Below are 25,358 nucleotides of genomic sequence, written 5' to 3' on the forward strand. Positions count from 1 at the left end.
GCAACGGAGCACCATGACCCCTTCCTCTTCCCCCGCTTTTCTCGTCAGCGGCGTCATCCTCGCGGGCGGTCGCGCCACCCGCATGGGGGGCGATGACAAGGGCTGGGTGCCCCTCGCGGGCACTCCCCTGATCGAACACGTGCTGACCCGCCTGCGCCCCCAGGTGAACGAGGTGCTGATCAACGCCAACCGCAGCCAGGCTCGCTACCGGCAGCTTGCTCCCGTCATCGGGGACGCGCAGGCCGACTTCCAGGGGCCGCTGGCCGGCATGCTGGCGGGGCTGACGGCGGCCCGTCACGACTGGGTGCTGTTCGTCCCCTGTGACGGCCCCGCCCTGCCCCTTGATCTGATGACCCGCTTTCGCGCCGCCATCACCCCGGACACCGATCTGGTGGTGGCCCACGACGGGGAGCACCTCCAGCCCGTGGTCGCCCTGCTGCGCCGCGCCCTGCGCCCCTCTCTGCAACAGGCGCTGGCGGACGGGGAGCGCAAGACCGGGGCCTGGTTTGCCCGCCACCGGATGGCGGTGGTGCCCTTTGCCGACCTGCCCGACGCCTTCGTCAACCTCAACAGCCCGGCCGAACTCGCCGCCTGGGAGGCGAGGCTGCGGGAAGGGGGCGCGCCATGACCCCCCTGCCCCTGCTCGGCTTCGTCGCCTGGAGCGGCACCGGCAAGACCACCCTGCTGGAGCGCCTCATCCCGCGCCTGGTGGCGCGCGGTCTGCGCCTCGGGGTGCTCAAGCACACCCATCACGCCTTTGACATGGACCAACCCGGCAAGGACAGCCACCGCCTGCGCCAGGCGGGCGCCACCCAGGTGATGGCGGCCTCCGACCGGCGCCACGCCCTGATCCGGGAGACCCCGGAGGGGGAGCCCCCCTTCGAGGCGCTGCTGGCCCGCTTCGATGGGAGCGCCCTGGATCTGCTGTTGGTCGAGGGGTTCAAGCACAGGCGCTTTCCCAAGGTGGAGCTGTATCGCGCCGCCATCGGCCGGCCCCTGCTCTTCCCCGATGATCCTGACATCGTCGCCCTCGTGAGCGACGCCCCCCAGGCCACGACCCTGCCCCGGTTCCCCTTCGAGGATCTGGAGGCCATCGCCGATTTCATCTGCGCCCGGTTGCCCCCGCACGAACCCCGTCAGGCCCCGCCGCCCCTTCGCCTCTGCGCCCGGCTGCTGGCGGCCCTGCCCCCATCGGCAGAGCAGGGCGTTGTGCCCGGCTTGCTCAGTCAGGACGAGGCGGGCACCCTGCTGGTGCGCCCGGTGGATGGGGGCCACGACAGTGCCAACTGCCGCATCGAACGGGCGCCGGGTAGCCTGGCCCTTCCCCCCGGCGAGCGGGTCATGGTGCGCCTGCCGACAGGTGCGCCCGTATGAACCGGGGAAACGACGCAGGTCAAGGCGAATGCCGTCCCCCTTGCTATCCTCACAACCCTGACCCGAGATAAGAGAACGCCCTTGCGCCTCAATGCCCCGCTCTCCCGCTTCGATCTGCTCATCTATGGCCGCTACCGCCTGGTCCACGGCCTGCGCATCGCCCTGGCCTTCACCCTCACCTTCCTGCTGACCCGGGAGCTCAAGCTGCCGGAGAGCACCTGGCCCCTCATCACCCTGGTGGTGGTGATGGGCCCCATCTCGTTCTGGGGCAACGTGCTGTCGCGCGCCCTGCAACGGGTGGTGGGCACCGTCTTTGGCGCCGCCTGCGGGGTGGTGGCCCTCTATCTGGAGCTCTACTCCCTGCCCCTGATGCTGGCCTGGTGCTGCGCCATCATGTTCCTGTGCGGCTACCTGGCGCTCGGCAAGCGCCCCTATGTGGGGCTGCTCATCGGCATCACCCTGGGGGTCATCGTCGGCGGGGTGCCAGGGGACATCGAGACCGCGCTCTGGCGCAGTGGCGACGTCATCCTGGGATCGGTGCTGGCCCTGCTGTTTTGCAGCATCTACCCCCAGCGGGCCTATACCCACTGGCGTCTGCAGATGCACGACACCCTGCAGCAGGCCGGGCGGCTCTACCACACCCACCTCTCCCCCAACGTGCTGGAGCGCCCCAAGCTCACCCGAAGCCATGCCCGCCTGCTCGCCAAAATAGTCAGCCTGCGCCCCCTGCTGGCCCCGGCGGTCAAGGAGACCCGCCTTGGCAGCCCGCTGTTCGAGGCGACCCAGACCACCCTTCGCAACAGCGTCTGCACCCTGGAGATGCTGGCCAACACCTACTGGCGGGATCGCCAGAGCCACTTCCTGATGCAGAGCCACCCCGGGCTTCGCGCCTGCCAGCAGGCGACGGAGTCGGTGCTCACCGAACTCGCCCTCATGCTCAAGAGCGGCGATACCACGGCGGCCGACCAGGCCATCGGCCGCCTGCAAGAGGCCGCCGCCCGGCTCGATGGGGACGCAAGCCAGGCACCAGGCCAGGGACACGACCCCACCCTTGGCGGCTACCTCTGGCTCAATCTCCATCTCATCGAGCAGCTCGCCCACCTCCATCGCCTGCTGGGGCTGGTGCTGCAACCCTATGCCAAGCCCTCGGCCCGCCCCTGATCACGCCTCCTGCAACCACCCACAAAAAAGCCCCGCCGATGCGGGGCTTGCTTGTCTCGGGCTCGCGCCTTAACTTGCACGAGCCAGGGGCTGCTCCGGAGTGAGGTAGAGGGAGAAGTCCTCTATCCCCGCCTTCAGGGCGGCAAAGCAGTCGGGGTCGATGGCCGTGCCCAGGTTTTCCGCCATCATCTCCAGGGCCCGCGGCACCGGGATGGCATCCCGATAGGGGCGCTTGGCGGTGATGGCATCGAAGATGTCGGCGGTGGTGATGATGCGCGTCTCCAGGGTGATCGCCTCCCCCTTGAGCCCCTTGGGGTAGCCCTTGCCGTCGAGTCGCTCATGGTGGGCGCCAGCCACCTGGGCCAGCTCCTCGAAGGCGCCGATGCGGCTCAGGATCTCCTCGGTGTAGGCGGCATGCATCTGCACCGCCGCCCACTCCTGCTCGTCAAGCTTGCCCGGCTTGTCGAGGATCGCGTTGCTCACCCCGAGCTTGCCCACGTCGTGGAGCAGGGCACCCCGCTTGAGCCAGCGTCGCCGCGCCTCGGACAGCCCCATCTGGGCGGCGAGGATGTCGGTATAGAGCGCCACCCTGCCGCTGTGCCCCGCGGTATAGGGGCTCTTGGAGTCCACCACCTGGCCGAAGGCCGCCGCTATCTCGTCCAGATAATCCTCATCCAGCGCCACTTCCCCCTGCCCCGCCGGGTGGGCGAAGACCCGCTCCGCCAACGCGGGATCCGCCAGCCCTTGCCAGAAGGCGTCGTCGGCCAGCGCCTCGAAGGCCCTGACCAGGGCGGGATCAAACCAGTTGCCGCTGCGCTCGCGCAGCTCCCTCATCGCCGCGTCCGGCCCGGCGGCGGCGTGAAACACGTCCACCACCTGACAGAGCAGGGCGATGCGGGAGAAGAGCGGGATGGCCTCTCCCGCCAGTTGTTGCGGCCGCCCTTTGCCGCTCCAGTGCTCATCCAGGGAGAGGATCCCCTGGGCCACCTCGTCGCTGAAACGCAACTGGCGGGCGATGTCCGCCCCCCGGTGGCAGCGGGTCAGGATCAGCTCGTTGGCTATCTGATCCCCGTTGCGAAAGATGTGGAACAGGCTGCGAAAACGGCCCAGCAGATCCGCCTGCAAGCCGGTGTGGCCCAGCACGAAGTTGACCACCTCGGAGAGGGAGCCATCCACCAGCTTGAAGTCGCGCTTGAAGTGAAGATCGTCGGTGAGATAGAGCTCGCAGATGCGGGCGGCATTGCTGCTGCACCCCAGATCCTTGAGCAACAGGGTGTAGTAGAGGTCGTGGCGCTGCCGGGCATCCAGTCCCAGTTGCTCCCCCAGACGAGAGCCTATCCAGCAGCAGCGGATGCAATGGCCTCTCGGCTGCCCTTCCGTCATGTCCAGGGCATGGCTGAGAGAACCAATCAGCTCTGCCAAACGCAACCCGTTTACCGTCATAGCCCACTCCCTCTACATCGGGGCGTACTTGCCCGCAGGCATGTATAGCATTTGTCGGGAGTAAAGGATCAGGGGCGCGACAAATTATACCTGCACCGCTCCCCGGCTTGCCGCCGCATCGCGCTGCTCGCGGCTCAGGGTCGAGACCAGTTTGTCGTCCAGATAGAGATCCAGTCGCTCCCCGCGCATCTCTCCCCGCATCAGGCTGCGCTGACCGTCGATGTAGTGGATCTCCATCTGGGCGGTGCGCTCGTCCGGGTAGCTCACCTGTACCTCGCGCACCCCTTGGGGCAGCAGGGCCAGCGGCACCTGGTTGAGGGCAGGATCTAGGTGCTGGTTCACCTTGATGATCGCATCGCTCTTCTGATCCACCAGGGCGGGCGCCTTGCCGGTGATGGGGTTCTTGCCGGACCAGAATTCGATGGTGTTGAACACGAAGAGATCCGCCGTGGCCGCCAGGCCATAGACGGGGGAGAGCAGCACGAAGACGCCGGCACGGCCGTAGCGGTTGTCCACCACGCTGAGGTTGCCCTTGGTCACCATGGAAGAGAGACCCATCTGACCCATGCAACCACCGAGCCCCAGGCTCGCCCCCATTCCCAGCAGCAGGGCCAGTGCCCTGCCTCTCTGTCGTACTGCCATTGTTGTCTACCTGCTCAATAAAAAGGAGGCGGCAGCCTAAACAAGGGGGCCGGGCGGCACAATGACGAAGGGGGGCGTCATACAGCCAGGGTTCAGCCTGGCCGTCCGATCGCTCACTCTGTTGGCAATCTTGCGGTCAGCCCCTCAGATGGAGAGGGCCGACACCGTCTGGGAGACCCTGTCCGCCTCCTGGTGGATCTCGCTCATCAGCTTGTCCACTCCGGCGATCTGCTGCTTGCCGAGTTCGGCGCTGCCCGCCACCCCGGCCATGTCGTCGGTCACCCTGGCGGTCAGCTCGCGGTTCTTCTGCACCACCCTGGCGATCTCGTCGGTAGAGAGCGACGTGCGGGCGGCCAGCTGGCGCACCTCGTCCGCCACCACCGCAAACCCGCGCCCCTGCTCACCCGCCCGCGCCGCCTCGATGGCGGCGTTCAGGGCCAGCAGATTGGTCTGATCGGCGATGGCGCTGATGGTCGAGACGATGGCCTCGATGCTTCTGGACTGCTCGTTGAGCTGGCCGATGAGGGCGATGGCCTCATCCACCTGGGAAGCGATGAGGGAAGAGGTCTGCACCACGGCGCGCAGCAGGCCCGCCCCCTCCTCTGCGCTGTGCAGGGTCTCCTGGGCGGTGCTGTGGGCCAGGCGGGCGGCCTCCCGGGTCGCGTGGTTCTGCTCGATGCGCGCGGTGATGTCGCTGGCGAACTTCACCACCCGCACCACCTTGCCGCTACCATCCCGGATGGGGTTGTAGGTCGCCTCCAGCCAAACGGCCTGCCCCCGGCTGTTGTGGCGCATGAAGAGGCCGGATTTGAACTGACCCCGGGCCAGTTCTTCCCAGAAACGGGGCTGCTCGCGCAGAAAGGCCTCGTCACAGAAGATCCTGTGGTGCCTGCCCGCGATCTCACTCAGGGTGTAACCCATGACGCTCAGGAAGTTGGCATTGGCATGGATAATGTCGCCGTTCGGGGTGAACTCGATCATGGCCCGGGAGCGGTCCAGTGCCTCGGTCAGCGCCTCGAGCCGCCCAAGCCGCTGGTGCTGTTCGGTGACGTCGCTGGCAATCTTGAGTACCCGAGTCACCCGGCCCTGGTGCTTCACCGGGAAATAGGTCGCCTCCAGCCAGCGCGTCTCCCCCTGCCGGTTCACGCGCTCGAAGGTGCCTGACTGCACCTCTCCCTGGGCCAGGCGGCGCCAGAACTGGCGATAGTCACCGGACTCCCCCCAGGCCCTCGGACAGAGCTGGCTGTGGGGCTGCCCAATCAGTTCGGCGGCACCATATCCCATCAGGGCCAGGAAAGGAGTGCTCGCCTCCTGGATGATCCCCTCCGGGCTGAAGATGACGGTGGCGGCACCCGCCTTGATCGCCTCTATGATGCCCTGCTCCTCGTCGAGCCGGGTCTGGCATGCCTGCAACTGCGCTTTGAGCTTCTGATTGAACATGACACTTCTTCCTCGTTGACCATCCCCATGGGCACCACGGCCTCACCCACAGAGGGTATCGGCACCGCCAGCGCCGACATAAGTGGTCGGACGACTGAAACGAATGGGGCGCGCAGTGTATAGAAAAGCGGCGATGCCGCCAAGGGCTCCCAATACGCAGCCCAGGTGAAAGAGGATCAGCCCGGCGGTGAAAAAGGCGGCTAACGAGCGGGAACGCACTCGAGGCAGGCGGGATTGCCGGCAAAGCCGAACCGTTCGTAGATAGCGCGCCCATCACTGCTGGCATGGAGCCACAGCTTGCCCAGTTGCTGCTCGCGGGCATACGCCACCATGGCCACCAGCAGGGCGTTCGCCATTCCCCGTCTGCGCCAGGCCGGCCGGGTGTAGATGTTGAGCAGGTACCCTTCCCGCCCCGCCAGATTGCCCGGGTAGGGCGGGCGCACGAAGAGTGCCAGGGTGGCGCACGCCACCACCTCGCCCTCCTCCTCCACCACCCAGCTACGGGCGCTGCCCTCTTCCTGCGCCTGAATGAAGTAGGCCTGCGTCGCCTCCCTGAGGACCGGCTCCTCATCGGGCCGGGCAAGTTCCCCCACCTCGCAAAAGAGCGCCATGCGCAGTGTCGTCAGGGCAGGAATATCGGCCGCCAGGGCCTCGCGTACCTTCATCTCTTCTCCTTTACATTCCTTTCCCGCCCGTCAGTCAGGCAGGGCTCGTGTGCGGCCACCTTACGCCGGAGGCGAGCGACGGGCAAGGCGCCAGCTGTCGAGCCCCAGGGGGCCCGCCCCCCACACGGCCAGGGTCAGCAGCATCCAGCCCCACAACTGGTGATCGTGAAAGCCCCCCGCCCAGAGGGCCGGGTAGGAGATGACCGCCATGGCGTTGAAGCCAAACAGCAGCAAGGCGACCGGACGGGTGAAGAGGCCCGCCAGCAGGAAGAGGGGCAGCAACAGCTCGGTCGCCGTGCCCGCATAGGCCGCCCACTGCCAGGGCAGCAAGGGCACCTGATATTCGAACTCGAACAGATAGAGGGTGCTGTCCCAGGCCGTGAACTTGAGCCAGCCGGATCGCAGAAAAATGGTGGCGACCCAGAGCCTGGCAAGCAGCAACAGGCCACCGCTGCACCAGGGCAAGATGCGTTCAACAAGGGGGCCAAGGGGCCTGGCAAGGGTTTGCGTTGTCATGGGGCAAGCTCCAGATCGACCAGCAGGTCGAGGGTGATGAGGGGGGCCAGGTGTTCGGCCATGGCGGGATCCTGAGCCAGCAGGCTGGCCAGCGGCCTGCCCTGCAGGCAGCCTTGCAGCAGACGCCAGGCGGCGGCATCCAGGGGAATGGGGTCGACCCGGTGTCCGGGGCGTTTCTTGAGTGCCAGGGAGCAGACAGCATCCAGTTCCCTGACCGTCTCACCGCCGTGCAGGGCCATCTGCCAGAGCGCCAGCACCGGATGGGGGCTCTCCAGGAGTTGCAGATCGCAGGCAGGATGCAGCACCAGCCGCTCCCAGTGCTCAGGGGTCATGGCGGCAAGCCGCTCGGCGGGCCAGCGCCGCGTCTCTGGCGCAAGCAGCGAAACCCGCTCCAGCCCCCACTCGAAGCGGGCCAGATCCCCGAGCCAGGGCAACGCGGCCGTGGTGGGCAAGCGTGCCAGCCAGTCGCCAAAGCCCTCCCCGTAGTCCATGACGCTCCCCTCCTCCAGAGGTGCCGCCAGCACGAACCCTCGTGCCGCCGCCTCAAAGAAGGTCTCGCCAACCATGGCGCGTACCGCGGGGTAGCTGCTGGCGAGCACCTCGGTGAGGCCGAGGATGAAGTTGTTGCGATAGATCTGCAACAGGGCGTCGGGGGCAAAGCGTCCCGGCTGGATGTGCCCGAGGATGGCATCATCCTGGCCGAGCAGACCGCTTGCAAAAGCGCGTTGCAGGGAAGCAAGCTCAGACATGGGCGGCCTCCCCGAGCAGCCCGCTCGCAAAAGTACCTTGCGGGGAAACACGCTCAGACATGGGCGGCCTCCCTGGATGTTTGCTGTGCCGCGCTCAGGATCTCGCTGGCACGCTGCGCCTCTCCCAGCAGTACCGGCAGCGGGGGGATCGCCAGATCCCATTCAATCAGGGTGGGGATGGCGCGCTGCTGGCAGACCTGCTCGTAGAGCACCCAGACGGGCTCGGCCACGGGGGTGCTGTGGGTGTCGATATAGAGGGGCCCCTGAGGCAGGTGCTTCTCGGTAAAACCGGCCAGGTGAATTTCGCCGACCGTGTCGAGGTCGATAGTCGCCAGATAGTCGTCCACCTCCAGGCCGTGATTGACCGCGCTCACATGGAGGTTGTTGAGATCGAGCAGGACGCCGCAACCGCTGCGCCCAGCCAGCTCGGCCAGAAACTCGGCCTCCCCCATCTCCCCCGCCAGTTGCAGGTAGGAGGAGGGATTCTCGACCAGCAGTTGTCTGCCCAGTGTCTGCTGCACCCGATCTATCTTGTCGCTCATGTGCAAAAGAGCGGCCCGGGTGTAGGGCATGGGCAGCAGATCGTTGAAATAGCGCCCGCCGATGCTGCCCCAGCTCAGGTGCTCCGACACCCGCACCGGCGAGATGGCCGCCACCAGGGCTGCCAGCTGGCGCAGGTGCCCGGCATCGAGAGGATCGGCGGAGCCCAGCGACATGCCGACTCCGTGAAGGCTCACGGGGTAGTGCCTCGCAAGCTCCGCCAGCACCTCGAAGCCCTGGCTGTGGCGCTCGAAGTAGTTTTCGCTGTGTACCTCAAGCCAGCCCACTCCGGGCAGGGTGTGGCGGATCTCGTCGTAGTGCGGGGGGCGTAAACCGATACCGATCAAGGGGTTCATGGCTGGGCTCTCAATAGATAGGGCCATGATGTGGCGGGCGCCACACCATGGCATGCGGCTTACTTGGGTTGCAGGGACCCGCCAGCGAGCTTCTCGCACAGCCCCTTGGGCACCACCACGAAGGCATCCCCCTGGGCATCCATCTTGGCGGTGCCGGCGCAGGATCCGCCCTTGGTGGCGCAGTCGTTCTTGCCCGCCTTGACCACGCCGTAGCACTTCTCCTTGTCATCCGCAGCCATGGCCGGCGCGGCGATGAACTGGGCACCCAGGGCCAGCAGACCCGTCATGGCAGAGGCGATGGCAGTACTTTTTTTCACGTTCATGTCTCTATTCCTTGTTGTCGAGAGTGATGTCTCCGGCGCATCTCATCCGGCTACGTTCAATAGAACCGGACGAGGGGGGAAAAGATTTCCCAAAAAACGGCATTAACTTGCCATTAACAAACAAGGCAGCGGTAACCATATGATTTAATGGAATAAATTGCGATAAAAAAAACAGGGCGACGAGTGCCTCCCCCACGGTGTTCATGGCCATTGACCCCGTCACTCGCCGTCCACCCCTTGTCTGCTTTGCACCCGAGGGGCCTATAGTGTCTTGAGTCCTTCCACCCAAAGGTGTCCCATGAACGCTCCTCGCCCTCCCAGATGCACCCTGTCGCTGCCCATCTTCATCCCGGGTCTGCTCTTCATCCTGGCGCTGCTGGCCATCTGCTCCCTGGCCCCGGAGGCCGCCGCCCGCTTCTTTGGCAGCGGCCAGAGCTGGATAGCCCAGCACTTCAGCTGGTTCTATGTGCTGGTGGTCGGCATGTTCCTGATCCTGCTGCTGGTGATCGCCTTCAGCCACTTTGGCAACATTCGCCTCGGGCCGGACGATGCCCGCCCGGAGTTCAGCTTCACCTCCTGGCTCGCCATGCTGTTCGCCGCCGGCATGGGGATAGGGCTCATGTATTTCGGGGTGGGCGAGCCCATGAGTCACTTCGTCTCCCCGCCCCAGGCGACGCCCCTGACCCAGGTGGCCGCCCGCGAGGCCATGGTCACCACCTTCTTCCACTGGGGCTTTCACGCCTGGGCCATCTACGCCATCGTCGGCCTGGTGCTGGCCTACTTCGGCTTTCGCTACAACCTGCCCCTGACCATCCGCTCCGGCCTCTATCCCATCTTCAAGGAGAAGATCCACGGGCCGCTCGGCCACGCGGTGGACGTCTTCGCCCTGGTGGGCACCATCTTCGGCATCGCCACCACCCTGGGCTATGGCGTGATGCAACTCTCGGCGGGGATCACCCGCCTCACCGGCATGGACACCTCGGGGGAGCTGTTTCGCTTCGGCCTCATCGGGGTCGTCATCACCCTCGCCGGCATCTCGGCGGTCACCGGTCTCGACAAGGGGGTGAAGCGCCTCTCCGAGCTCAACCTCTTTCTCGCCATCGTGCTCCTGCTGTTCGTGCTGGTAGCCGGCCCCACCCAGTACCTGCTGGGAGCCCTCTCGGAGAACATTGGCAACTATGTCTCCTCTTTGAGCCAGCTCACCTTCCGCACCTTCACCTACAGCGAGACCCGCCAGGCGGGCTGGTTCGGCAACTGGACCCTGCTCTACTGGGCCTGGTGGATCTCCTGGTCCCCCTTCGTCGGCCTCTTCATCGCCCGCATCTCCCGCGGACGCACCCTGCGCGAATTCATCCTCGGCGTCCTGTTCGTGCCCACCGCCTTCAATCTGCTCTGGATGACGGTGTTCGGCAACGCCGCCATCTGGGCCAGCCAGCATGAGGGGGGCACAAGCCTCATCAACTCGGTCGGCAACATCGATACCCTGCTGTTCAACTTCTTTGACCTCTTGCCGGGAGCGGACATCACCTCGGCCCTCGCGGTGATCCTCATCAGCGTCTTCTTTGTCACCTCCGCCGACTCGGGAGCCTTCGTCATCGACAACATCGCCACCCAGGGCAAGGAGGGCTCACCGGTCTGGCAGCGCCTGTTCTGGGCTCTGCTGCTCGGGGTCACCGCGGGTACCCTGATGAGCACAGGGGGGCTGGCGGCACTCCAGTCCATGACCCTCATCGCCGCCCTGCCGTTTGCCTTCATCATGGTGCTGCTCTGCCTCGGACTCTGCCGCGGCCTTGTCGCAGACAAGGAGCACTCGGCCAGGCGCCTCTCCCCCGCCACTGACTTCTGGAACGGCAAGCAGTGGCGCACCCGGATGGATCACCTGCTGCGCCCCTCCACCGAGCAGGAGGCCCGCGCCTTTGTGGACAAGGTCGCCCTGCCCGCCCTGACGGCCCTGAGTCAGGAGTTCGCTGCCCGGGGCATCACCAGCCGGGTCGAAGAGGATGGGCCGGATCAGTGCCATCTGCTGGTACCCCAGCAAGGTCGCCGGGACTTCTGCTACGGGGTGCGCATCGAAGCCCGCCCCGCCCCCGCCTTCAACCCCCTGGAGGCGGCCCACAACCACGATCCCGAGGCCCGCATCTTCGAGCCCATCACCTATTTTGCCGATGGCCGCGCCGGTTACGACATCCAGTACCTGACCCGGGACGAGCTGAGTGCCGACGTCTTGCGCCAGTACGAGCGCTATCTGGTGCTGAGCCAGGACGAGGGGCAGGATCTGCTGAGCAGCGCCCCCGAACATACCCAGCCAACCCAGGGAGAGTGATGACCAGGCAGGGATCAAGTCAGCTCCCCGCCCGGAGCTTATGGCCGGGCACACTGGCGGCGAGGGCGGCCCCCACCACCCATCACAACAGAGAAAGGGGCCCCAGGGCCCCTTTCTCGTCACTGCCTCAACCTGCGTTGGTCTCAGAGCCTCACCGGCTCAGGCGGTTTTCACGCACTTCTGGATAAAGCTGTTCTTGGCCGCCCCGGCGAGCTTCTTGTCCGCTGCCGCCTTCTCGCACTGGGCCGCCTTGTCGGCGGCTGCGTCCGTCTTCAGGCACTTTTGCACGAAGCTGTTCTTGGCCGCGCCAGCCAGCTTCTTGTCGGCGGCCGCTTTCTCGCACTGGCTTGCCTTGGCACTGGCAGAGGCATCCTTGACACACTTGCCCACAAAGCTGGTCTTGGCGGCGCCCGCCAGCTTCTTCACCGCCGCCTGGGCCTCGCACTCTTGCTGCGCGCCAGAGGTCGCGCTCTGGGCTACCCCCATTCCCATGCCCATGACCGTCACACACAGACTCAACACCATCAGGATCCGCTTCATATGTCACACTCCCATTGTTCTATCCATTGTGATTGGCCCCCACTCACGCGGGCCAAACGAGGCACCCTCGCCTCGCTGCACTATAGTCCCCCCGCTTGATGACAACCAAAGTGCCGCCGTGCTCGCAAGGCCCCAGCTTCTTCTGTTCACCTCCATCGTCTTACCAAGAGACGACGATTGGTGAGCTGGCGCAAAAAATCCAGTCGTTCCCTGCGGTTGCGCCAACTTTTGACTGGTTTGCGTATGAGGCTTGAGGATATGCTGGTCATTCGGCGCCTATAGCACCATCCGGGCCCCGCCCGCTGGTTAATGGAGCGCATTGGAAGCTGTAATCCAGGGGCGGTAGCGTGAGATGTAGTAATTCTTTGTATTGTCGTACGCAAGACAATGCTCAAGACTTCATCTGTATCTAGCGAACTATTTCATTCATTTATCATATTAAAGGTTTCCAGATTGGGAAAAATTATAGTTCAAATCCCATCAATTAAGGACAATGATTATGGGTACCATTATTTAATAAAACTATCTGAATACATCATAAAGAACCCTAATAATTTTTTTTACCTAGACTTTAAACAGTGTTCGATTATAGAGCAGAACGCAATAACAATTATCGGCGGTCTATGTAACTATATAAATTCCAATCACAGCAGAACACCAAAATCAATCCTTAATATTAGCTCCTATTTAATTCCTGAGCGAGGCATAGGTTTTCAAGTAGACACCATAAGTAAACCAGTATTAGACACTCTGATTGAAACTGGCTTTATGTACTATATAGAAAAAAATTCGTCTATACCGATCAATAATGGGCACATTGGTTATTTTGAGCATGATATAATTCCTGATGACAATGAATTAACAGACTATCTAAGCAATGTTTGGCTCAGTGAAGAAAAACTAAATATTGATTCAAATCTGAAGAACTTAATAATAAGTAAATTGGTAGAGATATTCACCAATGCTTATGGTCACGGACTAAATAAAAACCCTTTCGATTTAAAAGTGATTTCATGCGGCCAATATAGAACGAAATCCAAGCAACTTGCATTATCAGTGCTAGATTTAGGCGGTGGAATAATTGAACGTGTTACTAGTGTTTCACAGCCAGAACTGAAGCCTTCCGAAGCAATGAAATGGGCACTACTGAAGGGTAACTCTACGCGAACTGACAGTTCAAGTGATTTACCGAGAGGTCTCGGCTTTGATATCCTTAAAGAATTTGTTTATATTAATTGTGGAGAAATAAGAATATATAGCAATAACTGTTTAGCAAAATTAAACCCATCTGACTCCAAGTATCATGTCACTCAAACCGATGTGAATTTTCCTGGCACACTCGTTAACATCATTATAAACTGTGACAATAAGAAATATAGCTTCACTCCCAAAAGGGATCACATTGAAGCCTACTTTTAGCTATCAGGAGCCGTATGTATGAAAAAGAATATAATTGTTAGTGAACTTATAGGTCGGAATGCAATATCAATGGCATCCGGCAATAAGCTTTATAAAGAAATGAAGGTCCTTATAGGTGAGGATGCTTATCTGCATATCGACTTTACTAATGTTGAATATTATGCATCTCCATTTTTTAACTCTAGTTTTGGTCTCCTATTAAAAGACATAAGCATTGAGCGCCTTATAGCACATATAAATATAGATGGTATGAATGAAACTGGTCGCTCACTATTAAATTTAGTTATAGATAACGCACTTACATTTTATAAAAATAACACATCAATAATAAAAGTACTTTCTGATCATCAGGAGTGAATATTATACCATGAGTGTTCAAAAAAAACTTTCCACCCCACAAGCAGGGGATTCTTTTTTTATTGATACAAATGTATGGCTTTGGACTACTTACTTTTCATCTCGTGATTTCAGCTCTGCAAACAAGCCTTTCGTTAACTATCAAATAGAGAAGTACCCCAGCTATATAGAGAAAATTCTTGATGCTGGAGCCAGCATGTATCATTCAGCACTCACCCTCACGGAAATTGCTCATGTAATAGAGAGAATAGAATTCGATATATACCGTGAAGACCAAGCAAATCGCCATATAAAATTAAAAGATTTTAGAAAAATAAATACATGCAGAGAAAAGGTTATTTCAGAGATAAAAGCTGCTTGGCAAGCTATCACAAGCATGTCCCGTTGCCTTGACTTTGTAGGAGACTCCGAGCTAAGCCAGAAGTGTATAGAAATATTAAGTACTAGTCAGCTCGATTCCTATGATTCAATCATGACACATGTTGCATTAAAAAATAATATACGAAAGTTCCTTACCGACGACAAAGATTTTGAAACAATCCATGGTCTTGAAGTCTATACCTATCGTAATTAAATGTTAAAGTGAAGGGAATTCCGGGATACCCACAAAATCCTAAAATCTAGGATACCCACCTTTCTGAGCCAGCCATTACTCAGCTGGCTCCATCTGCCATCACACATTTCGCCTCCAAGAACCCGCTCAAGATCGGGTAAATAACGTTTACCCGGCAGGTCGCGTGTTCAGATGTAGTAATGTCAAAAAGGTGGGTGTCCCAATTTAGAATCAGGGCCGTTCTGGGTGACCGGCAACAAAAAAACCATCCCGCCCGGGATGGTTTTTTATTGGATGGCTCGCCAAGCGAGGGCCCTCTTACCACCGCCCCTGTGATGGTTGCTGGTTTCGCGACTCCACCATGGCTATCAGGATGGCCATCAGGCTCGATATCAGCATCAGCCCCATGGCGATGGGAAACGTCACCAGGATGTAAGAGAAACGCCCGATCTCTGCCGCTGGAGAGTCCGATAGCATGATCATTGGCAGGGGGAAGACCAATAATAGGGCCAGGTAAAACATGATCCTGGCGATCATCAGGGGGGTTTTGAGGGACTGGGTCACTATTTTTCGGTACGGCCACATGATGGTTTGCTCCCTGCACTGTGGTGTTGTTGTTGTCGATAAGCCGCGCCGTCGAGGCATCTGCGGCTCTGCTCGTCCATGAAGGGTGTCAAGCAGTCCCCTGATTAGCAGCCACGGCAGACCGGGTCAACGGGCCACGGAGGGACGGGTCAACGGGCCACGGAGGGCCGGAAATGACCCACAGACAGGGTTGTGCTGCCAGGGGCGAACATAACAACGAGAGTGCAAACCAGATTCGTAAAAACGTCGCAGCAATCACTGTCAGCACACTTTCTGCCAGCAGGTTGTGAGGCACAACCAAAACGGGGAGTTGCGCCGTGGGCTGCGCTGTGATGCCCCCTCCCAGGCAGAGCGGTGCCCTGCGTGCGGCTCGGGTTCTCCGGCCTGGATGGCTTGGCTCTTGCTACTCAATCTGGCTACTCAATCTGACTAACCGGTCTGGCTGCACGGCCTTGATGGTGAGCCTTGATTACGCACGCTATACACGCACTCTGGCTACGCCGAGCCAGTGTGACTGCGCTAGTCGGTTGCAGGCCGATCGCCGGGCTGCTATGCCCCCAGCAGCGTGGTGCCGTAGGAGTTGTCCACCGTGCAGCGCCACTGCCCGCCGGGCTCTTTGCGAAACACATAGGTAGCGCGCCGGGTTTCAGCAATCCACCCCTCTCCGCCCGGGTAGCGCAGCCGGGTCTCCATGATCACCAGGGCATTGTCGGCCCCCTCGATCACCTCCATGGCCCCCTGGGTCACCTCAAGCTGACCGTCAAAGTAATCGGAGATGGCAGTGAAGGCGCGGCGGATGGCGGGAATGCCACGCACTACCATGCCGGGTTTGACCACCAGGGCGGCGTCTTCGGCGTAGAAGGCCATCAGGGCGTCGAAGTCGCGCCGGGAGATGGCGGCGTCACAGGTCTCGATCAGGGTGCGAAGGGGATGCGGGCTCATGCCGTGCTCCTTGTTTCAGGGGGATCAGGGCGGGCTACCCGCCCTATACCGGACATCAATACCGGACATAAAAAAATCCCCCGCTTTCGCGAAAAAGCGGGGGATCGTCAGCGTCTCATGACGGCTTAACCGAGCAGGAAGGCCTTGAGGCGGCCAAAGTCTGCGGGCAGATCGTGAGACAGGAGCGGCAGCGCGGCGTGCTTGGCGAGCGGGCCCGGCAGCGGCACATCCAGATTCAGGATCTCGTCTACCGACTCCTTGAACTTGGCCGGATGGGCGGTGCACAGGAACACCCCAACCTCGTCTTGCCCAAGCTGTTCGTTCAGCAGATCCCAGGCAATCGCCCCGTGGGGCTCGCACAGGTAATCCAGCTGATGCAGGCGTTTGAGCGCATCGCGAGTCTGGGCATCATCACGCATCCCTGAGCCCAAGGTTTCCAGCGCCCAGCCCTTGCGACGGCACAGCTCTTCCACGCGCGGCCAGTTGTTGGGGCGGCTCACGTCCATGGCGTTCGACAGGGTCGCGACTGTCTGGTGCGGCTCCCACTGGCCGGTTTTCAGGTAGCGCGGCACGGTGTCGTTGGCGTTGGTGGCGGCGATAAAGCGCTTCACCGGCAGCCCCAGCGCCTTGGCGATGAGACCCGCGGTGAGGTTGCCGAAGTTGCCGGACGGCACGCTGATGACCGCCTTGGCCCGTTGGGCTTTCGGCAGCTGGGCCACGGCTTCGAAGTAGTAGCAGACCTGGGCCAGCAGGCGGCTGATGTTGATGGAGTTGGCGGAGTTGAGGCCGATGGCGGTCTTGAGCCCTTCATCGTCGAAGGCATCCTTGACCAGTGCCTGACAGGCATCGAAGTCACCGTCGATGGCGAGGGTGCGGATGTTGCCGCCTAAGGTGCAGAAGAGCGCCTCCTGCAAGGGGCTTATCTTGCCCTTGGGGTAGAGGATCACCACTTCAATCCCCTCCAGGCCGTAGAAGGCGTGGGCCACGGCGGCGCCGGTGTCGCCGGAGGTGGCGGTGAGAATGGTGATCTTGTCATTGGTTCTGAACGCAGCCAGACACTGGGCCATGAAGCGGCCGCCGAAATCCTTGAACGCCAGGGTCGGGCCGTGGAACAGCTCCAGGGCATAGGTGCCATCTTTCAGCTTCACCAGGGGCGCCGGGAAGGTGAAAGCGGCGTCGATAAGCTCGCTCACCTTGGCAGCCGGTACTTCGTCACCCAGCAGGTGGCTCAGGATGCGGGCCGAGCGCTCGGCCAGCGGCAGATCCAGCAGGGCATCCACGTCGGCCAGCGGCTCCAGGGTCTCTGGGAAGAACAGCCCCTGCTCGCGGCCCAGACCCTGACGCACCGCCTGGGCGAAGCTCACCTGTTCACTCTTGTCCTTGATGTTGTAAAGATTCATAGCTCGCTTCCTGTTACCCGTGCCCCGGCCATGTCCAGTTTGCAGACCCGGGCAAATCCATCTTCATTGCGCACGAAGTGCGCTTCCATCCACTCTTTCATGCGTTCGGCCTGGGCCAGATCCTTCATCACCACGAACACGGTGGGACCGGACCCCGAGATGCCGGTGGCCAGCGCCCCGTTCTGGGCCCCCTGGGCCCGCACCTCGTTGAAGCCTTCAATCAGGGCCGCGCGATAAGGCTCGGCGATCACGTCTTTCAGGACGCTGGCGGCCAGCCCTTCCTGGCGGCTGTAGCTGGCATGCACGAAGGCGGCAAGCCGGCGGCCATAGGTGAGGCAGTCCTGGCGGCGATACTGGGCCGGCAGGATGGCGCGGGCGGCAGCGGTGGAGACCACGGTGCCCGGGTAGCAGACCACCCAGTACCACTCGTCAAACACCGGGATGCCCTGGCTGATGACGCCCCCCTCCTCCAGCACCAGCTGCATGCCGCCCAGATAACAGGGCGCCACGTTGTCGTAATGGACGGAGCCGGAGATCTTCCCTTCCATCTCCCCCATCAACAGCAGCAGGTCGTGTTCATTCAGGGGCGCGCCGTGGAAGGCGTTCAGCCCTTCCAGCGCCGCCACCACGCTGCAGGCGCTCGATCCCAGGCCCGAGCCCACCGGCAGGTTCTTCTCCAGCACCATTTCCAGCGGCTTGAGACCCAGGCCGCGCTTCTCGAGCGCCTCGCCATAGGCGACCCAGCAGTCGTGGAGGATGTTCTTTTTCGGGTCGTCCGGCAACTTGTGGGCGTAACGGCCCACGGAAGAGAGAGCGAAAGGCACCTCTGCCGATTTGACCTGGACGCGGTCACCCAGCAGGGAGCCATCCACGGGGGCGAGCGCTGCCCCCAGGACGTCAAAACCCACGCTCAGGTTGGCGCTGGAGGCCGGGGCATAGGCCACCACGCTGCCGCCGATTTCTACATTCGGGTTCATCTCTGAACTCATGTTACAGCTCCTGCTTCCAGTTCTGGGTGCGCAGCACGTCGGCGAAGACACCGGCGGCGGTCACTTCGGTCCCTGCGCCATAGCCGCGCAGTACCAGGGGGATGGGCTGGTAATAGGTGGAGAAGAAGGCGAGCGCGTTCTCCCCGTCTTTTACCTTGAACAGGGGCTCGTCGCCACCCACCGCCTTGATGGCCACCTTGCACTTGCCACCCTCGATGGAGCCGACGTAACGCAGCACCTTGCCTTCACGCTGGGCCGCCGCGAACTGGTCGCGGAACCAGCCGTCGGCCTCGGGCAGGCGGGCCATGAAGGCTTCCACGTCGCCGCTCACGTCAAAGCCCGGCGGCAGTGCCTGCTCCACCTCCACATCGGAGAGCTCCAGCGCCATGCCGGCCTCGCGGGCCAGGATCAGAAGCTTGCGAGCCACGTCCATGCCGTTGAGATCGTCACGGGGATCCGGCTCGGTGAAGCCGTTGCCGCGGGCGATCTGGGTAGCCTCGGAGAAGGCCATCCCCTCGTCCAGCTTGCCGAAGATGAAGGAGAGCGACCCGGACAGGATGCCGTCGAAGGCGCGCAGCTTGTCACCGGCCTTGATGAGGTTTTGCAGGTTCTCGATGACCGGCAGGCCCGCGCCCACGTTGGTCTCGTACAGGAACTTGCGACGGGTCTGGCGGGCGGTGCGACGCAGCGCCTTGTAGTAATCCAGCGACCCGGTGTTGGCCTTCTTGTTCGGGGTGACCACGTGGAAGCCGGCCCCGAGGAAATCGGCGTACTGGACGGCCACGGCTTCGCTCGAGGTGCAGTCGACGATCACCGGGTTGATGAGGTGGCTCTCTTCCACCAGCTTCTTCACCGCCTCCAGGCTGAAGCTGCCTTGTGCTTCCACCAGCTGTTCACGCCAGTTGGCGAGGGCCAGACCGTCCTTGTTGACCGCCATCTGACGGCTGTTGGCGATGCCCACTACACGCAGGCCGGTGCCCTGCTCGGCCAGTACCGGCTGCTGGCGGGCAATCTGATCCACCAGGGCTGCACCGACGCCGCCCACCCCGACCACGAAGAGATCGATGAACTGCTGGCTGCCAAAGAAGTTCTGGTGGCACGCCTTGATGGCTTCCGCCACCTTGCCGGAGCGCACGACCGCGGAGATGGAGCGCTCACTCGATCCTTGTGCGATGGCGACGATGTTGATGGAGGCCTGGGCCAGGGAGGTGAAGAAGCGCGCCGCCATCCCCTTGGAGGTACGCATGCCGTCACCGATGAGGGAGATGATGGCCAGATCGGTCATGATCTCGAGCGGGTCCAGCAACTGGTTCTTGAACTCCAGCTCGAACTCGCGCTCCAGCACCTTGCGGGTCTTGTCGCTGTCGTAGCTGTGGATACAGAAGCTGACGCTGTACTCGGAGGACGACTGGGTGATCAGCACGATGCTGACCCCGGCGCGGGAGACGGCGGAGAAGATGCGACCGGCCATGCCCACCATGCCCTTCATGCCGGGACCGGAGACGTTGAACATGCACATGCCGGAGAGATCCGAGATGGCCTTCACCTTCAGATCGTCATCCCCCTGATCGACCCCGATGAGGGTACCCGGACCCTGGGGGTTGAAGCTGTTCTTGATGAGGCAGGGAATGTGGAACTGGGCCACGGGGGCGATGGTCTTCGGGTGCAGCACCTTGGCACCGAAGTAGGAGAGCTCCATCGCCTCTTTATAGGAGAGGGTTTTGAGCAGGTAGGCATCCGGTACCAGGCGCGGGTCGCAGTTGTAGCAGCCCTCCACGTCGGTCCAGATCTCGCAGCACTCGGCATCGACGCAGGCGGCCAAGACGGCTGCGGAATAGTCGGAGCCGTTGCGGCCCAGCAGCACGGTCTCGCCCTTGTCGCTGCCACCGGTGAAGCCCGGCATCAGGTAGAGACAATCAGAGCGCAGGCCCTTGGCGGCGAAGCGCACCCGGGAGGCTTCGATGTCCACATGGGCTTCGAGGTAACCGCCATCGGTGACCAGCAACTGCTCGGGCACGATGAGATCCAGCTCGAGGCCGCGCACCCGCAAGAGCTCGTGCATGAAGGCGATGGAGAGGTTCTCGCCACGGCTCAGGATGCGGGCCTGGACGTTGTCCGGGCACAGCCCCAGCAGACGGATACCCTGCATCAGCCGCTCCACCTGATCCAGTTCACTGGTCAAACGAGCCTGCAGCGCCTTGTCATCCAGCGCGGGATAGGCGGCCTTCAAGCCGGCCAGCAGACGGGAGAAGATACCGTTGATCTCGAACAGGGTACTGCTTGCATCCATGCCGCGACTGGTCTGTTCCACCAGGGCGACCAGGTGATTGGTCACCTTGGCCGGTGCCGACAGCACCAGGGCCACCTGGGATTGGCCATGGGTATTCACCGCGATATCGGCAACCCGCAAGAAACGCTCTGCGTCGGCCAGTGACGACCCGCCAAATTTCAACACTCTCATCGCTATCTCCCTGTATTCCCTGCAAATTGATCTGCTAATTGGTCTAAAAACAATCCAACAAAAAAGGCCCGTACTGGGTGGGTACGGGCCTTTTTCTGATTTCTGTGCTTGTTCGTCAGCGCATCAACCGGCCCCAGTGCCACCTGTGGTGGTACCGGTAATAATGGTGGTGGTGATGACGTTGGTGAATAGCTGCATGACGAACACTCTTGAACGAATCTGGTTGTTAGCAATACCGCGCCCGGCGAGGGGCTGTCAACCTAAACCTCCTTGCCAAACTTGCGGGCAAGGTCTTTGCAGAGCAGATGGAGCATATTGAGATCCCGCTGCGGCAGCATGGGCACCCGGTCCATCACCCATTGATGCAGTTTTTCATCCTGCGAAACTCCGAGTTCACCAAGCAATTCTGCTGTTTTTGATTTCAGCACGCGAACCTGCCCGGCACTCTCGAAATTTTCTGCTACGTCCTGCTCGTCGCTCACTTTCTGGTCATCGAGCAGCGGACTCAGCTCATAGGCATACAGCATGATCGCCTGACCCAGATTCAGGGACGGGTATGAGACCTTGAGAGGCAGGTAGCTGATGAGATCCACCTGGGCAAGCTGTTCGTTGGAGAGTCCGGACTCCTCGCAGCCAAACACGATGGCCACCTTCTCGAGGGAGGGCTTGGCCCTGATCTGGTCGCGAATGTCCGCCGGGGTGAGGTAGTGCTGGTAGCGGCCGCGCTGCCGGGCGGTGGTGGCGACCACCAGATCCATGTCCGCCAGGGCCTCTTCCAGGGTGTCGAAGGCTTGCGCATCCGTCAGGATCTCCTGCGCCCCGTGGGCAACCCAGCTCGCCTCCTCCTCTTCGTGCACCCGGCTCCCCACCAGTCGCATGGCATCGAAGCCCATGGTCTTCATGGCGCGGGCAGCAGCCCCCACGTTGGCGGCACGGGCGGGCGACACCAGCACAAAATAGAGTTTCATCGGGTTCTCTCCAGGATGGGGCCGACGCCGCGAACTGCGGCGAACCGTCGGCAAAACAGGGGCGCAATCTACCGTTTATCCCGAAATATTGCCACTTGAACAGATGTTTGGATGTTGCCATAGTGGCCTTGGACGCGAGTCCGCCGCCTCAGGGCACTGACGCCATGGGCCCGACAGATCACAAGGAAGAGAGAGATGCAGCAGCCATTGGAGCAAGCGGTCGCCGAGACGATCCTGCAACGTTTTGAGTCGTTTTACAGCCGCTTTCTCGAGATAACCCAGGGCAGCAAGAGCCGTTTCGAGAACAGCGACTGGCTGGGGGTCCAGCTCGCCGGTCGAGAGCGCATCCGCCTCTATGATCACCATGTCGGCGCCACCACGGCGCAGATCAAACAGATGATGGGGGAGCAGCTGCCGACCCAGGCCCTGCTCAAGCAGGTGAAAGGCGCCTTCAGCGATCTCCTGCCCCGCTGCGAGAACTTCGAGGTGGCGGAGTCCTTCTTCAATTCCGTCTATCGCCGCATCTTCCGCCATCGCAACATCCGCGACGAGAACCTTTATATCCACCCCTTCGTGAGCCGGGGCGACAAGCCTGACCTGGGATCCTTGCTGCGTATCTATCGCACCGATCTCTCCCACCTGCCCCAGACCCTGAGCCAGCTGCTCGGGGATTACAGCTTCACCCTCCCTTTCGAAGACAAGCAGCGGGACATCATGGACATCCACCGCCATCTGGCAGAGAGCGGCCCGGCCATCCTGCACGAGGAGCCCTTCGCCATCGAGCTGCTCAGGGAGGTGTTCTATCGCAACAAGGGAGCCTATCTGGTGGGGCTCATCCGGGTGAAGGGAGAAGTCTATCCCTTCATCCTGCCCCTGCTCAGCACCGGTCAGAGCATCTATGTGGACACCGTCATCTTCGAGCCGGAGCTGGCCTCCATCGTGTTCGGCTTCGCCCGCGCCTACTTCATGGTTTATGCCCCGGTACCGGCGCTCTTTGTGGCCTTCCTTCGCCAGATCATGCCCCGCAAGCCGGACTATGAAATCTACAACGCCATCGGCTGCCAGAAACACGGCAAGACCGAGCTCTATCGTCACTACCAGCAGCACCTGGCCCAGAGCCGGGAGCAGTTCGTCATTGCGCCCGGCATCAAGGGGATGGTGATGAGCGTGTTCACCCTCCCCTCCTACGATGTGGTGTTCAAGGTGATAAAAGACGAGTTTACCCCGCCCAAGGAGGTGAGCCACGAGCAGGTGAAGGAGAAATACCGGCTGGTAAAACAGCACGATAGAGTGGGCCGCATGGCAGATACCCAGGAGTTCACCAACTTCGAGTTTCCCCTCGATCGCATCTCGCCGGAGCTGTTGACCGAGCTCAAGGCGGTGGCGCCTTCTGCGCTGACCCTCACCGCCGACAAGCTGGTGATCAAGCACCTCTACACCGAGCGCAAGATGATCCCCCTGAACCTCTATCTGGATCAGGCGGACGAACAGCAGACCCGCCTCGCCCTGGAGGAGTACGGCAACGCCATCCGCCAGCTCGCGGCGGCCAACATCTTCCCCGGCGACATGCTGTTCAAGAACTTCGGGGTGACTCGCCACGGCAGGGTGGTCTTCTACGACTACGACGAGATCTGCTATATGACGGAGTGCAACTTCCGCCAGATCCCGCCGCCGCGCTACCCGGAGGACGAGTGGAGCGCCGAACCCTGGTATTCGGTGGCACCCAACGACATCTTCCCGGAGGAGTTCGCCACCTTCCTGCTGCAAAAACCCCAGGTGCGGGAGATCATGATGCAGTTGCACAAGGAGCTCTTCGATGCCAACTACTGGAAGATGCTGCAGAGCAACATCAAGGAGGGGATGTTCGAGGATGTCTATCCCTACCGACGCAAGAAGCGGTTTCGCTTCCAGCGAGGGGGATGACCCGGCATCAGGCACAAAAAGGGACGCCATGGCGTCCCTTTTCACATTCTTCTGCACGCTGGCGCAGGGGTCGCCTGCGACAGCCTTTGACGAGATTCCGGCTTATTTCACGGCGTCAAAGGTCAGCAAGGTGGCCTTGTCGGCATCCTTTAGCACCAGCTGTTTGCCGCTGATCTGGAAGCTCGCCACCTTCTCCAGGGTCTGCAGGTAGTTCATCTCCTTGCCGGCCAGATCCCCCGCACACATCATGCGCGTCGAACCCATGGCGCCCAGCGTCAACACGCCGTCACCCTGCTCTGTGATGCCGCCAAAGTAGCGGTTGCAGCCGCCCTTGCCCGCCACCTTGTCACCGGCGACCTGCAGGGTGAAGGTATCACCGCTCGCCCCTTGCAGTTGCCAGGTCGATGCCTGCAATTGTGCCAGAGTGGAACCCGTAGTCATGGCGCAGCCTCCCAGGGCCAGAGCGGCCAGCAGGATCAGTTTGTTGTTCATCAGTTCACCTCGTGATGGAGCGTGTCGTAACGACACGGAGTGAGGGGCCTGTGTACCATGACTGCAGCGTCAATCAAAACTCTTTTATTGTGATCGGGGTTCCCTTTACTCCCCGCTGGCATGTGCCATGCTTGTAGTCCTGTTCGGACCCAGGGAGGGGAAACGAATGGTCAAGTCTCTCGTCATCGCAATGGCATCCAGCCTCGTCTTTTCGGCTCAGGCCGCCGACTGGAGTTTTCTCCAGACCGAATCGGATAACCCGCTCTACGTCAAAAGCTATTCCGGCGTACTGCTCGGCAACCAGAGCCACCTGGGCGACAACTTCGACCTCTGGCTCATCAATACCGGCTATCAATACCCGCTTCAGGATGACATCAGCCTCTACATGGAGGCCGGCCCCGCCATCGGCCCCCAAAGTGGGCAGGCCGGCTTCAATATCAGCTCTGGGGTGCGCTATCGCCTCTCCCCGTCACTCAACATCGGCAGCCAGCTCAAACAGCTGGAGGTGAGCAAGGCCAGCACCCTGCTGGAGCTCAACAGCAGCCTGCTGGTGACCCCCTCCCTGGCCATCACCGCCAATTACGGACTCAGTGCCTTCAGTACGGAACACTTTCTCACTCTGGGAGTGGGCTTCAACTTCTGAGGCTCAGAGGAGCCTGGCGCCGCTCACCAGCACACCGTTGAGGTCGGCGTAGACATAGTCGCCGGGCGCTATGGTCACACCGGCAAAAGAGACCACGGTGTCCAGCGTGCCCAGGCCCCGTTTTTCGGTCTTGACCGGGCAGGGGGCCAAGGCCTTGACACCCAGCGCCAGGGTCGCCAGCGTCCCCACATCCCGCACGGCACCATTGATGAGGATCCCCTCCCACCCCTGCTCCACCGCCTTGATGGCCAGCTGATCCCCGAGCAGCGCCCGACGCAGGGAGCCGCCCCCGTCGATCACCATCACCTTGCCATGGCCGGGACGATTGACCAGCTCACGCACCAGGCTGTTGTCTTCAAAGCAGGAGAGGGTCACGGCCTCGCCGTAAAACAGCGCCTTGCCGCCATAGTCCTGAAACAGGGGGTCAGCGATCCTAAGGGCATCGCCATGTTCATCGCAAAGGTCGGGCAGCAGGTCCAGCATGATCATCATCCTTCCATGGAGTGAAATGTGTTCGCTCATTCTTTCATCATGTCGGGGCGCTGACAATCCAC

26 protein-coding genes and 1 other annotated feature are annotated in these 25,358 nt (G+C 61.4%); of the genes, 9 read left to right on the forward strand and 17 right to left on the reverse strand.

The annotated features are described in order from the left end of the window. Positions 1-13 precede the first annotated feature (13 nt). From mobA to PG883_RS11415, 3 genes are all read left to right on the forward strand, one after another. A complete protein-coding gene (gene mobA, locus PG883_RS11405; RefSeq protein WP_128297592.1) occupies positions 14-628 on the forward strand; it encodes a molybdenum cofactor guanylyltransferase MobA in 615 nt (204 codons plus the stop codon). Further along, the gene (gene mobB / locus PG883_RS23945) at positions 625-1,374 is read left to right on the forward strand and encodes a molybdopterin-guanine dinucleotide biosynthesis protein B (protein ID WP_201896712.1); all 750 of its coding nucleotides are present in this window, start codon (positions 625-627) and stop codon (positions 1,372-1,374) included. The genes mobA and mobB overlap by 4 nt, the downstream gene beginning before the upstream one ends. A gap of 81 nt (positions 1,375-1,455) precedes the next feature. Continuing rightward, a complete protein-coding gene (locus PG883_RS11415; RefSeq protein WP_045523960.1) occupies positions 1,456-2,535 on the forward strand; it encodes an FUSC family protein in 1,080 nt (359 codons plus the stop codon). Positions 2,536-2,604: 69 nt separating this feature from the next. Here the strand turns inward: PG883_RS11415 and PG883_RS11420 are convergent, their stop codons facing one another. The 8 genes from PG883_RS11420 to PG883_RS11455 all read right to left on the reverse strand — a co-directional run bounded on the left by PG883_RS11420 (position 2,605) and on the right by PG883_RS11455 (position 9,209). Beyond that, a complete protein-coding gene (locus PG883_RS11420) occupies positions 2,605-3,978 on the reverse strand; it encodes an HD-GYP domain-containing protein (protein WP_045523958.1) in 1,374 nt (457 codons plus the stop codon). 84 nt (positions 3,979-4,062) lie between these two features. Continuing rightward, on the reverse strand, positions 4,063-4,620 hold the full coding sequence (locus PG883_RS11425) for a DUF3332 domain-containing protein (protein ID WP_128297428.1): 558 nt from the start codon (positions 4,618-4,620) through the stop codon (positions 4,063-4,065). A gap of 144 nt (positions 4,621-4,764) precedes the next feature. Beyond that, positions 4,765-6,060 carry a methyl-accepting chemotaxis protein gene (locus PG883_RS11430; protein WP_128297429.1) on the reverse strand — a complete coding sequence of 432 codons (1,296 nt, stop codon included), beginning with the start codon at positions 6,058-6,060 and terminating at the stop codon, positions 4,765-4,767. 200 nt (positions 6,061-6,260) lie between these two features. Next, positions 6,261-6,725, reverse strand: coding sequence for a GNAT family N-acetyltransferase (locus PG883_RS11435; protein WP_128297430.1), 465 nt, complete (start codon positions 6,723-6,725; stop codon positions 6,261-6,263). 60 nt (positions 6,726-6,785) lie between these two features. After that, on the reverse strand, positions 6,786-7,241 hold the full coding sequence (locus PG883_RS11440) for a DoxX family protein (RefSeq protein ID WP_045523951.1): 456 nt from the start codon (positions 7,239-7,241) through the stop codon (positions 6,786-6,788). After that, positions 7,238-7,990, reverse strand: a complete 753-nt coding sequence (locus PG883_RS11445) for an HvfC/BufC N-terminal domain-containing protein (RefSeq protein ID WP_128297431.1) — start codon at positions 7,988-7,990, stop codon at positions 7,238-7,240. The genes PG883_RS11440 and PG883_RS11445 overlap by 4 nt, the downstream gene beginning before the upstream one ends. A gap of 53 nt (positions 7,991-8,043) precedes the next feature. After that, a complete protein-coding gene (gene bufB, locus PG883_RS11450) occupies positions 8,044-8,886 on the reverse strand; it encodes an MNIO family bufferin maturase (RefSeq protein ID WP_128297432.1) in 843 nt (280 codons plus the stop codon). A gap of 59 nt (positions 8,887-8,945) precedes the next feature. Further along, positions 8,946-9,209: a BufA1 family periplasmic bufferin-type metallophore gene (locus tag PG883_RS11455; protein WP_010673595.1), complete on the reverse strand. Its 264-nt coding sequence runs from the start codon at positions 9,207-9,209 to the stop codon at positions 8,946-8,948. A 298-nt stretch (positions 9,210-9,507) separates the two neighbouring features. Between PG883_RS11455 and PG883_RS11460 the strand changes: the two genes are divergently transcribed. Next, the gene (locus tag PG883_RS11460; RefSeq protein ID WP_201896798.1) at positions 9,508-11,532 is read left to right on the forward strand and encodes a BCCT family transporter; all 2,025 of its coding nucleotides are present in this window, start codon (positions 9,508-9,510) and stop codon (positions 11,530-11,532) included. Between the two features lie 159 nt (positions 11,533-11,691). Here PG883_RS11460 and PG883_RS11465 read toward each other — a convergent pair whose 3' ends face one another. Next, positions 11,692-12,030, reverse strand: a complete 339-nt coding sequence (locus PG883_RS11465) for a hypothetical protein (RefSeq protein ID WP_373870874.1) — start codon at positions 12,028-12,030, stop codon at positions 11,692-11,694. Between the two features lie 495 nt (positions 12,031-12,525). On the opposite strand from PG883_RS11465, the gene PG883_RS11470 reads away from it, so the two are divergent. From PG883_RS11470 to PG883_RS11480, 3 genes are read left to right on the forward strand one after another with little or no spacing between them, the layout of a single operon-like run. After that, complete coding sequence (locus tag PG883_RS11470) at positions 12,526-13,491, forward strand: hypothetical protein (protein ID WP_128297164.1); 966 nt, start codon at positions 12,526-12,528, stop codon at positions 13,489-13,491. An 18-nt stretch (positions 13,492-13,509) separates the two neighbouring features. After that, entirely contained in the window at positions 13,510-13,848 is a 339-nt protein-coding gene (locus tag PG883_RS11475) for an STAS-like domain-containing protein (RefSeq protein ID WP_128297165.1), read from the forward strand. 10 nt (positions 13,849-13,858) lie between these two features. Beyond that, positions 13,859-14,422 (forward strand): type II toxin-antitoxin system VapC family toxin, encoded by a 564-nt coding sequence (locus PG883_RS11480; RefSeq protein ID WP_128297166.1) that lies wholly within the window; start codon positions 13,859-13,861, stop codon positions 14,420-14,422. 297 nt (positions 14,423-14,719) lie between these two features. Here the strand turns inward: PG883_RS11480 and PG883_RS11485 are convergent, their stop codons facing one another. From PG883_RS11485 to PG883_RS11510, 6 genes are all read right to left on the reverse strand, one after another. Next, positions 14,720-14,986 (reverse strand): hypothetical protein, encoded by a 267-nt coding sequence (locus PG883_RS11485; protein WP_128297167.1) that lies wholly within the window; start codon positions 14,984-14,986, stop codon positions 14,720-14,722. A gap of 549 nt (positions 14,987-15,535) precedes the next feature. Further along, positions 15,536-15,928 carry a YybH family protein gene (locus tag PG883_RS11490; RefSeq protein ID WP_128297168.1) on the reverse strand — a complete coding sequence of 131 codons (393 nt, stop codon included), beginning with the start codon at positions 15,926-15,928 and terminating at the stop codon, positions 15,536-15,538. 125 nt (positions 15,929-16,053) lie between these two features. After that, entirely contained in the window at positions 16,054-17,328 is a 1,275-nt protein-coding gene (gene thrC / locus PG883_RS11495) for a threonine synthase (RefSeq protein WP_041214769.1), read from the reverse strand. After that, positions 17,325-18,305 carry a homoserine kinase gene (thrB, locus tag PG883_RS11500; protein ID WP_010673589.1) on the reverse strand — a complete coding sequence of 327 codons (981 nt, stop codon included), beginning with the start codon at positions 18,303-18,305 and terminating at the stop codon, positions 17,325-17,327. The genes thrC and thrB overlap by 4 nt, the downstream gene beginning before the upstream one ends. A 13-nt stretch (positions 18,306-18,318) precedes the next feature. Beyond that, positions 18,319-20,778, reverse strand: coding sequence for a bifunctional aspartate kinase/homoserine dehydrogenase I (gene thrA / locus PG883_RS11505; RefSeq protein ID WP_041214768.1), 2,460 nt, complete (start codon positions 20,776-20,778; stop codon positions 18,319-18,321). A gap of 57 nt (positions 20,779-20,835) precedes the next feature. Next, positions 20,836-20,970: a sequence feature (Thr leader region), on the reverse strand. A 68-nt stretch (positions 20,971-21,038) separates the two neighbouring features. Further along, a complete protein-coding gene (locus PG883_RS11510; RefSeq protein ID WP_039039357.1) occupies positions 21,039-21,746 on the reverse strand; it encodes a tRNA/rRNA methyltransferase in 708 nt (235 codons plus the stop codon). A 195-nt stretch (positions 21,747-21,941) separates the two neighbouring features. On the opposite strand from PG883_RS11510, the gene aceK reads away from it, so the two are divergent. After that, on the forward strand, positions 21,942-23,669 hold the full coding sequence (gene aceK, locus PG883_RS11515; RefSeq protein ID WP_010673586.1) for a bifunctional isocitrate dehydrogenase kinase/phosphatase: 1,728 nt from the start codon (positions 21,942-21,944) through the stop codon (positions 23,667-23,669). 102 nt (positions 23,670-23,771) lie between these two features. Here aceK and PG883_RS11520 read toward each other — a convergent pair whose 3' ends face one another. Further along, entirely contained in the window at positions 23,772-24,161 is a 390-nt protein-coding gene (locus PG883_RS11520; protein ID WP_039039356.1) for an META domain-containing protein, read from the reverse strand. 166 nt (positions 24,162-24,327) lie between these two features. On the opposite strand from PG883_RS11520, the gene PG883_RS11525 reads away from it, so the two are divergent. After that, positions 24,328-24,804, forward strand: coding sequence for a hypothetical protein (locus tag PG883_RS11525; protein ID WP_128297170.1), 477 nt, complete (start codon positions 24,328-24,330; stop codon positions 24,802-24,804). A gap of 3 nt (positions 24,805-24,807) precedes the next feature. Here PG883_RS11525 and PG883_RS11530 read toward each other — a convergent pair whose 3' ends face one another. Then, positions 24,808-25,287 carry a putative 4-hydroxy-4-methyl-2-oxoglutarate aldolase gene (locus tag PG883_RS11530; RefSeq protein WP_042015815.1) on the reverse strand — a complete coding sequence of 160 codons (480 nt, stop codon included), beginning with the start codon at positions 25,285-25,287 and terminating at the stop codon, positions 24,808-24,810. Positions 25,288-25,358 lie beyond the last annotated feature (71 nt).

It is taken from the genome of Aeromonas sp. QDB25 (genome assembly GCF_027707725.1).
Lineage (GTDB): Bacteria > Pseudomonadota > Gammaproteobacteria > Enterobacterales > Aeromonadaceae > Aeromonas > Aeromonas caviae.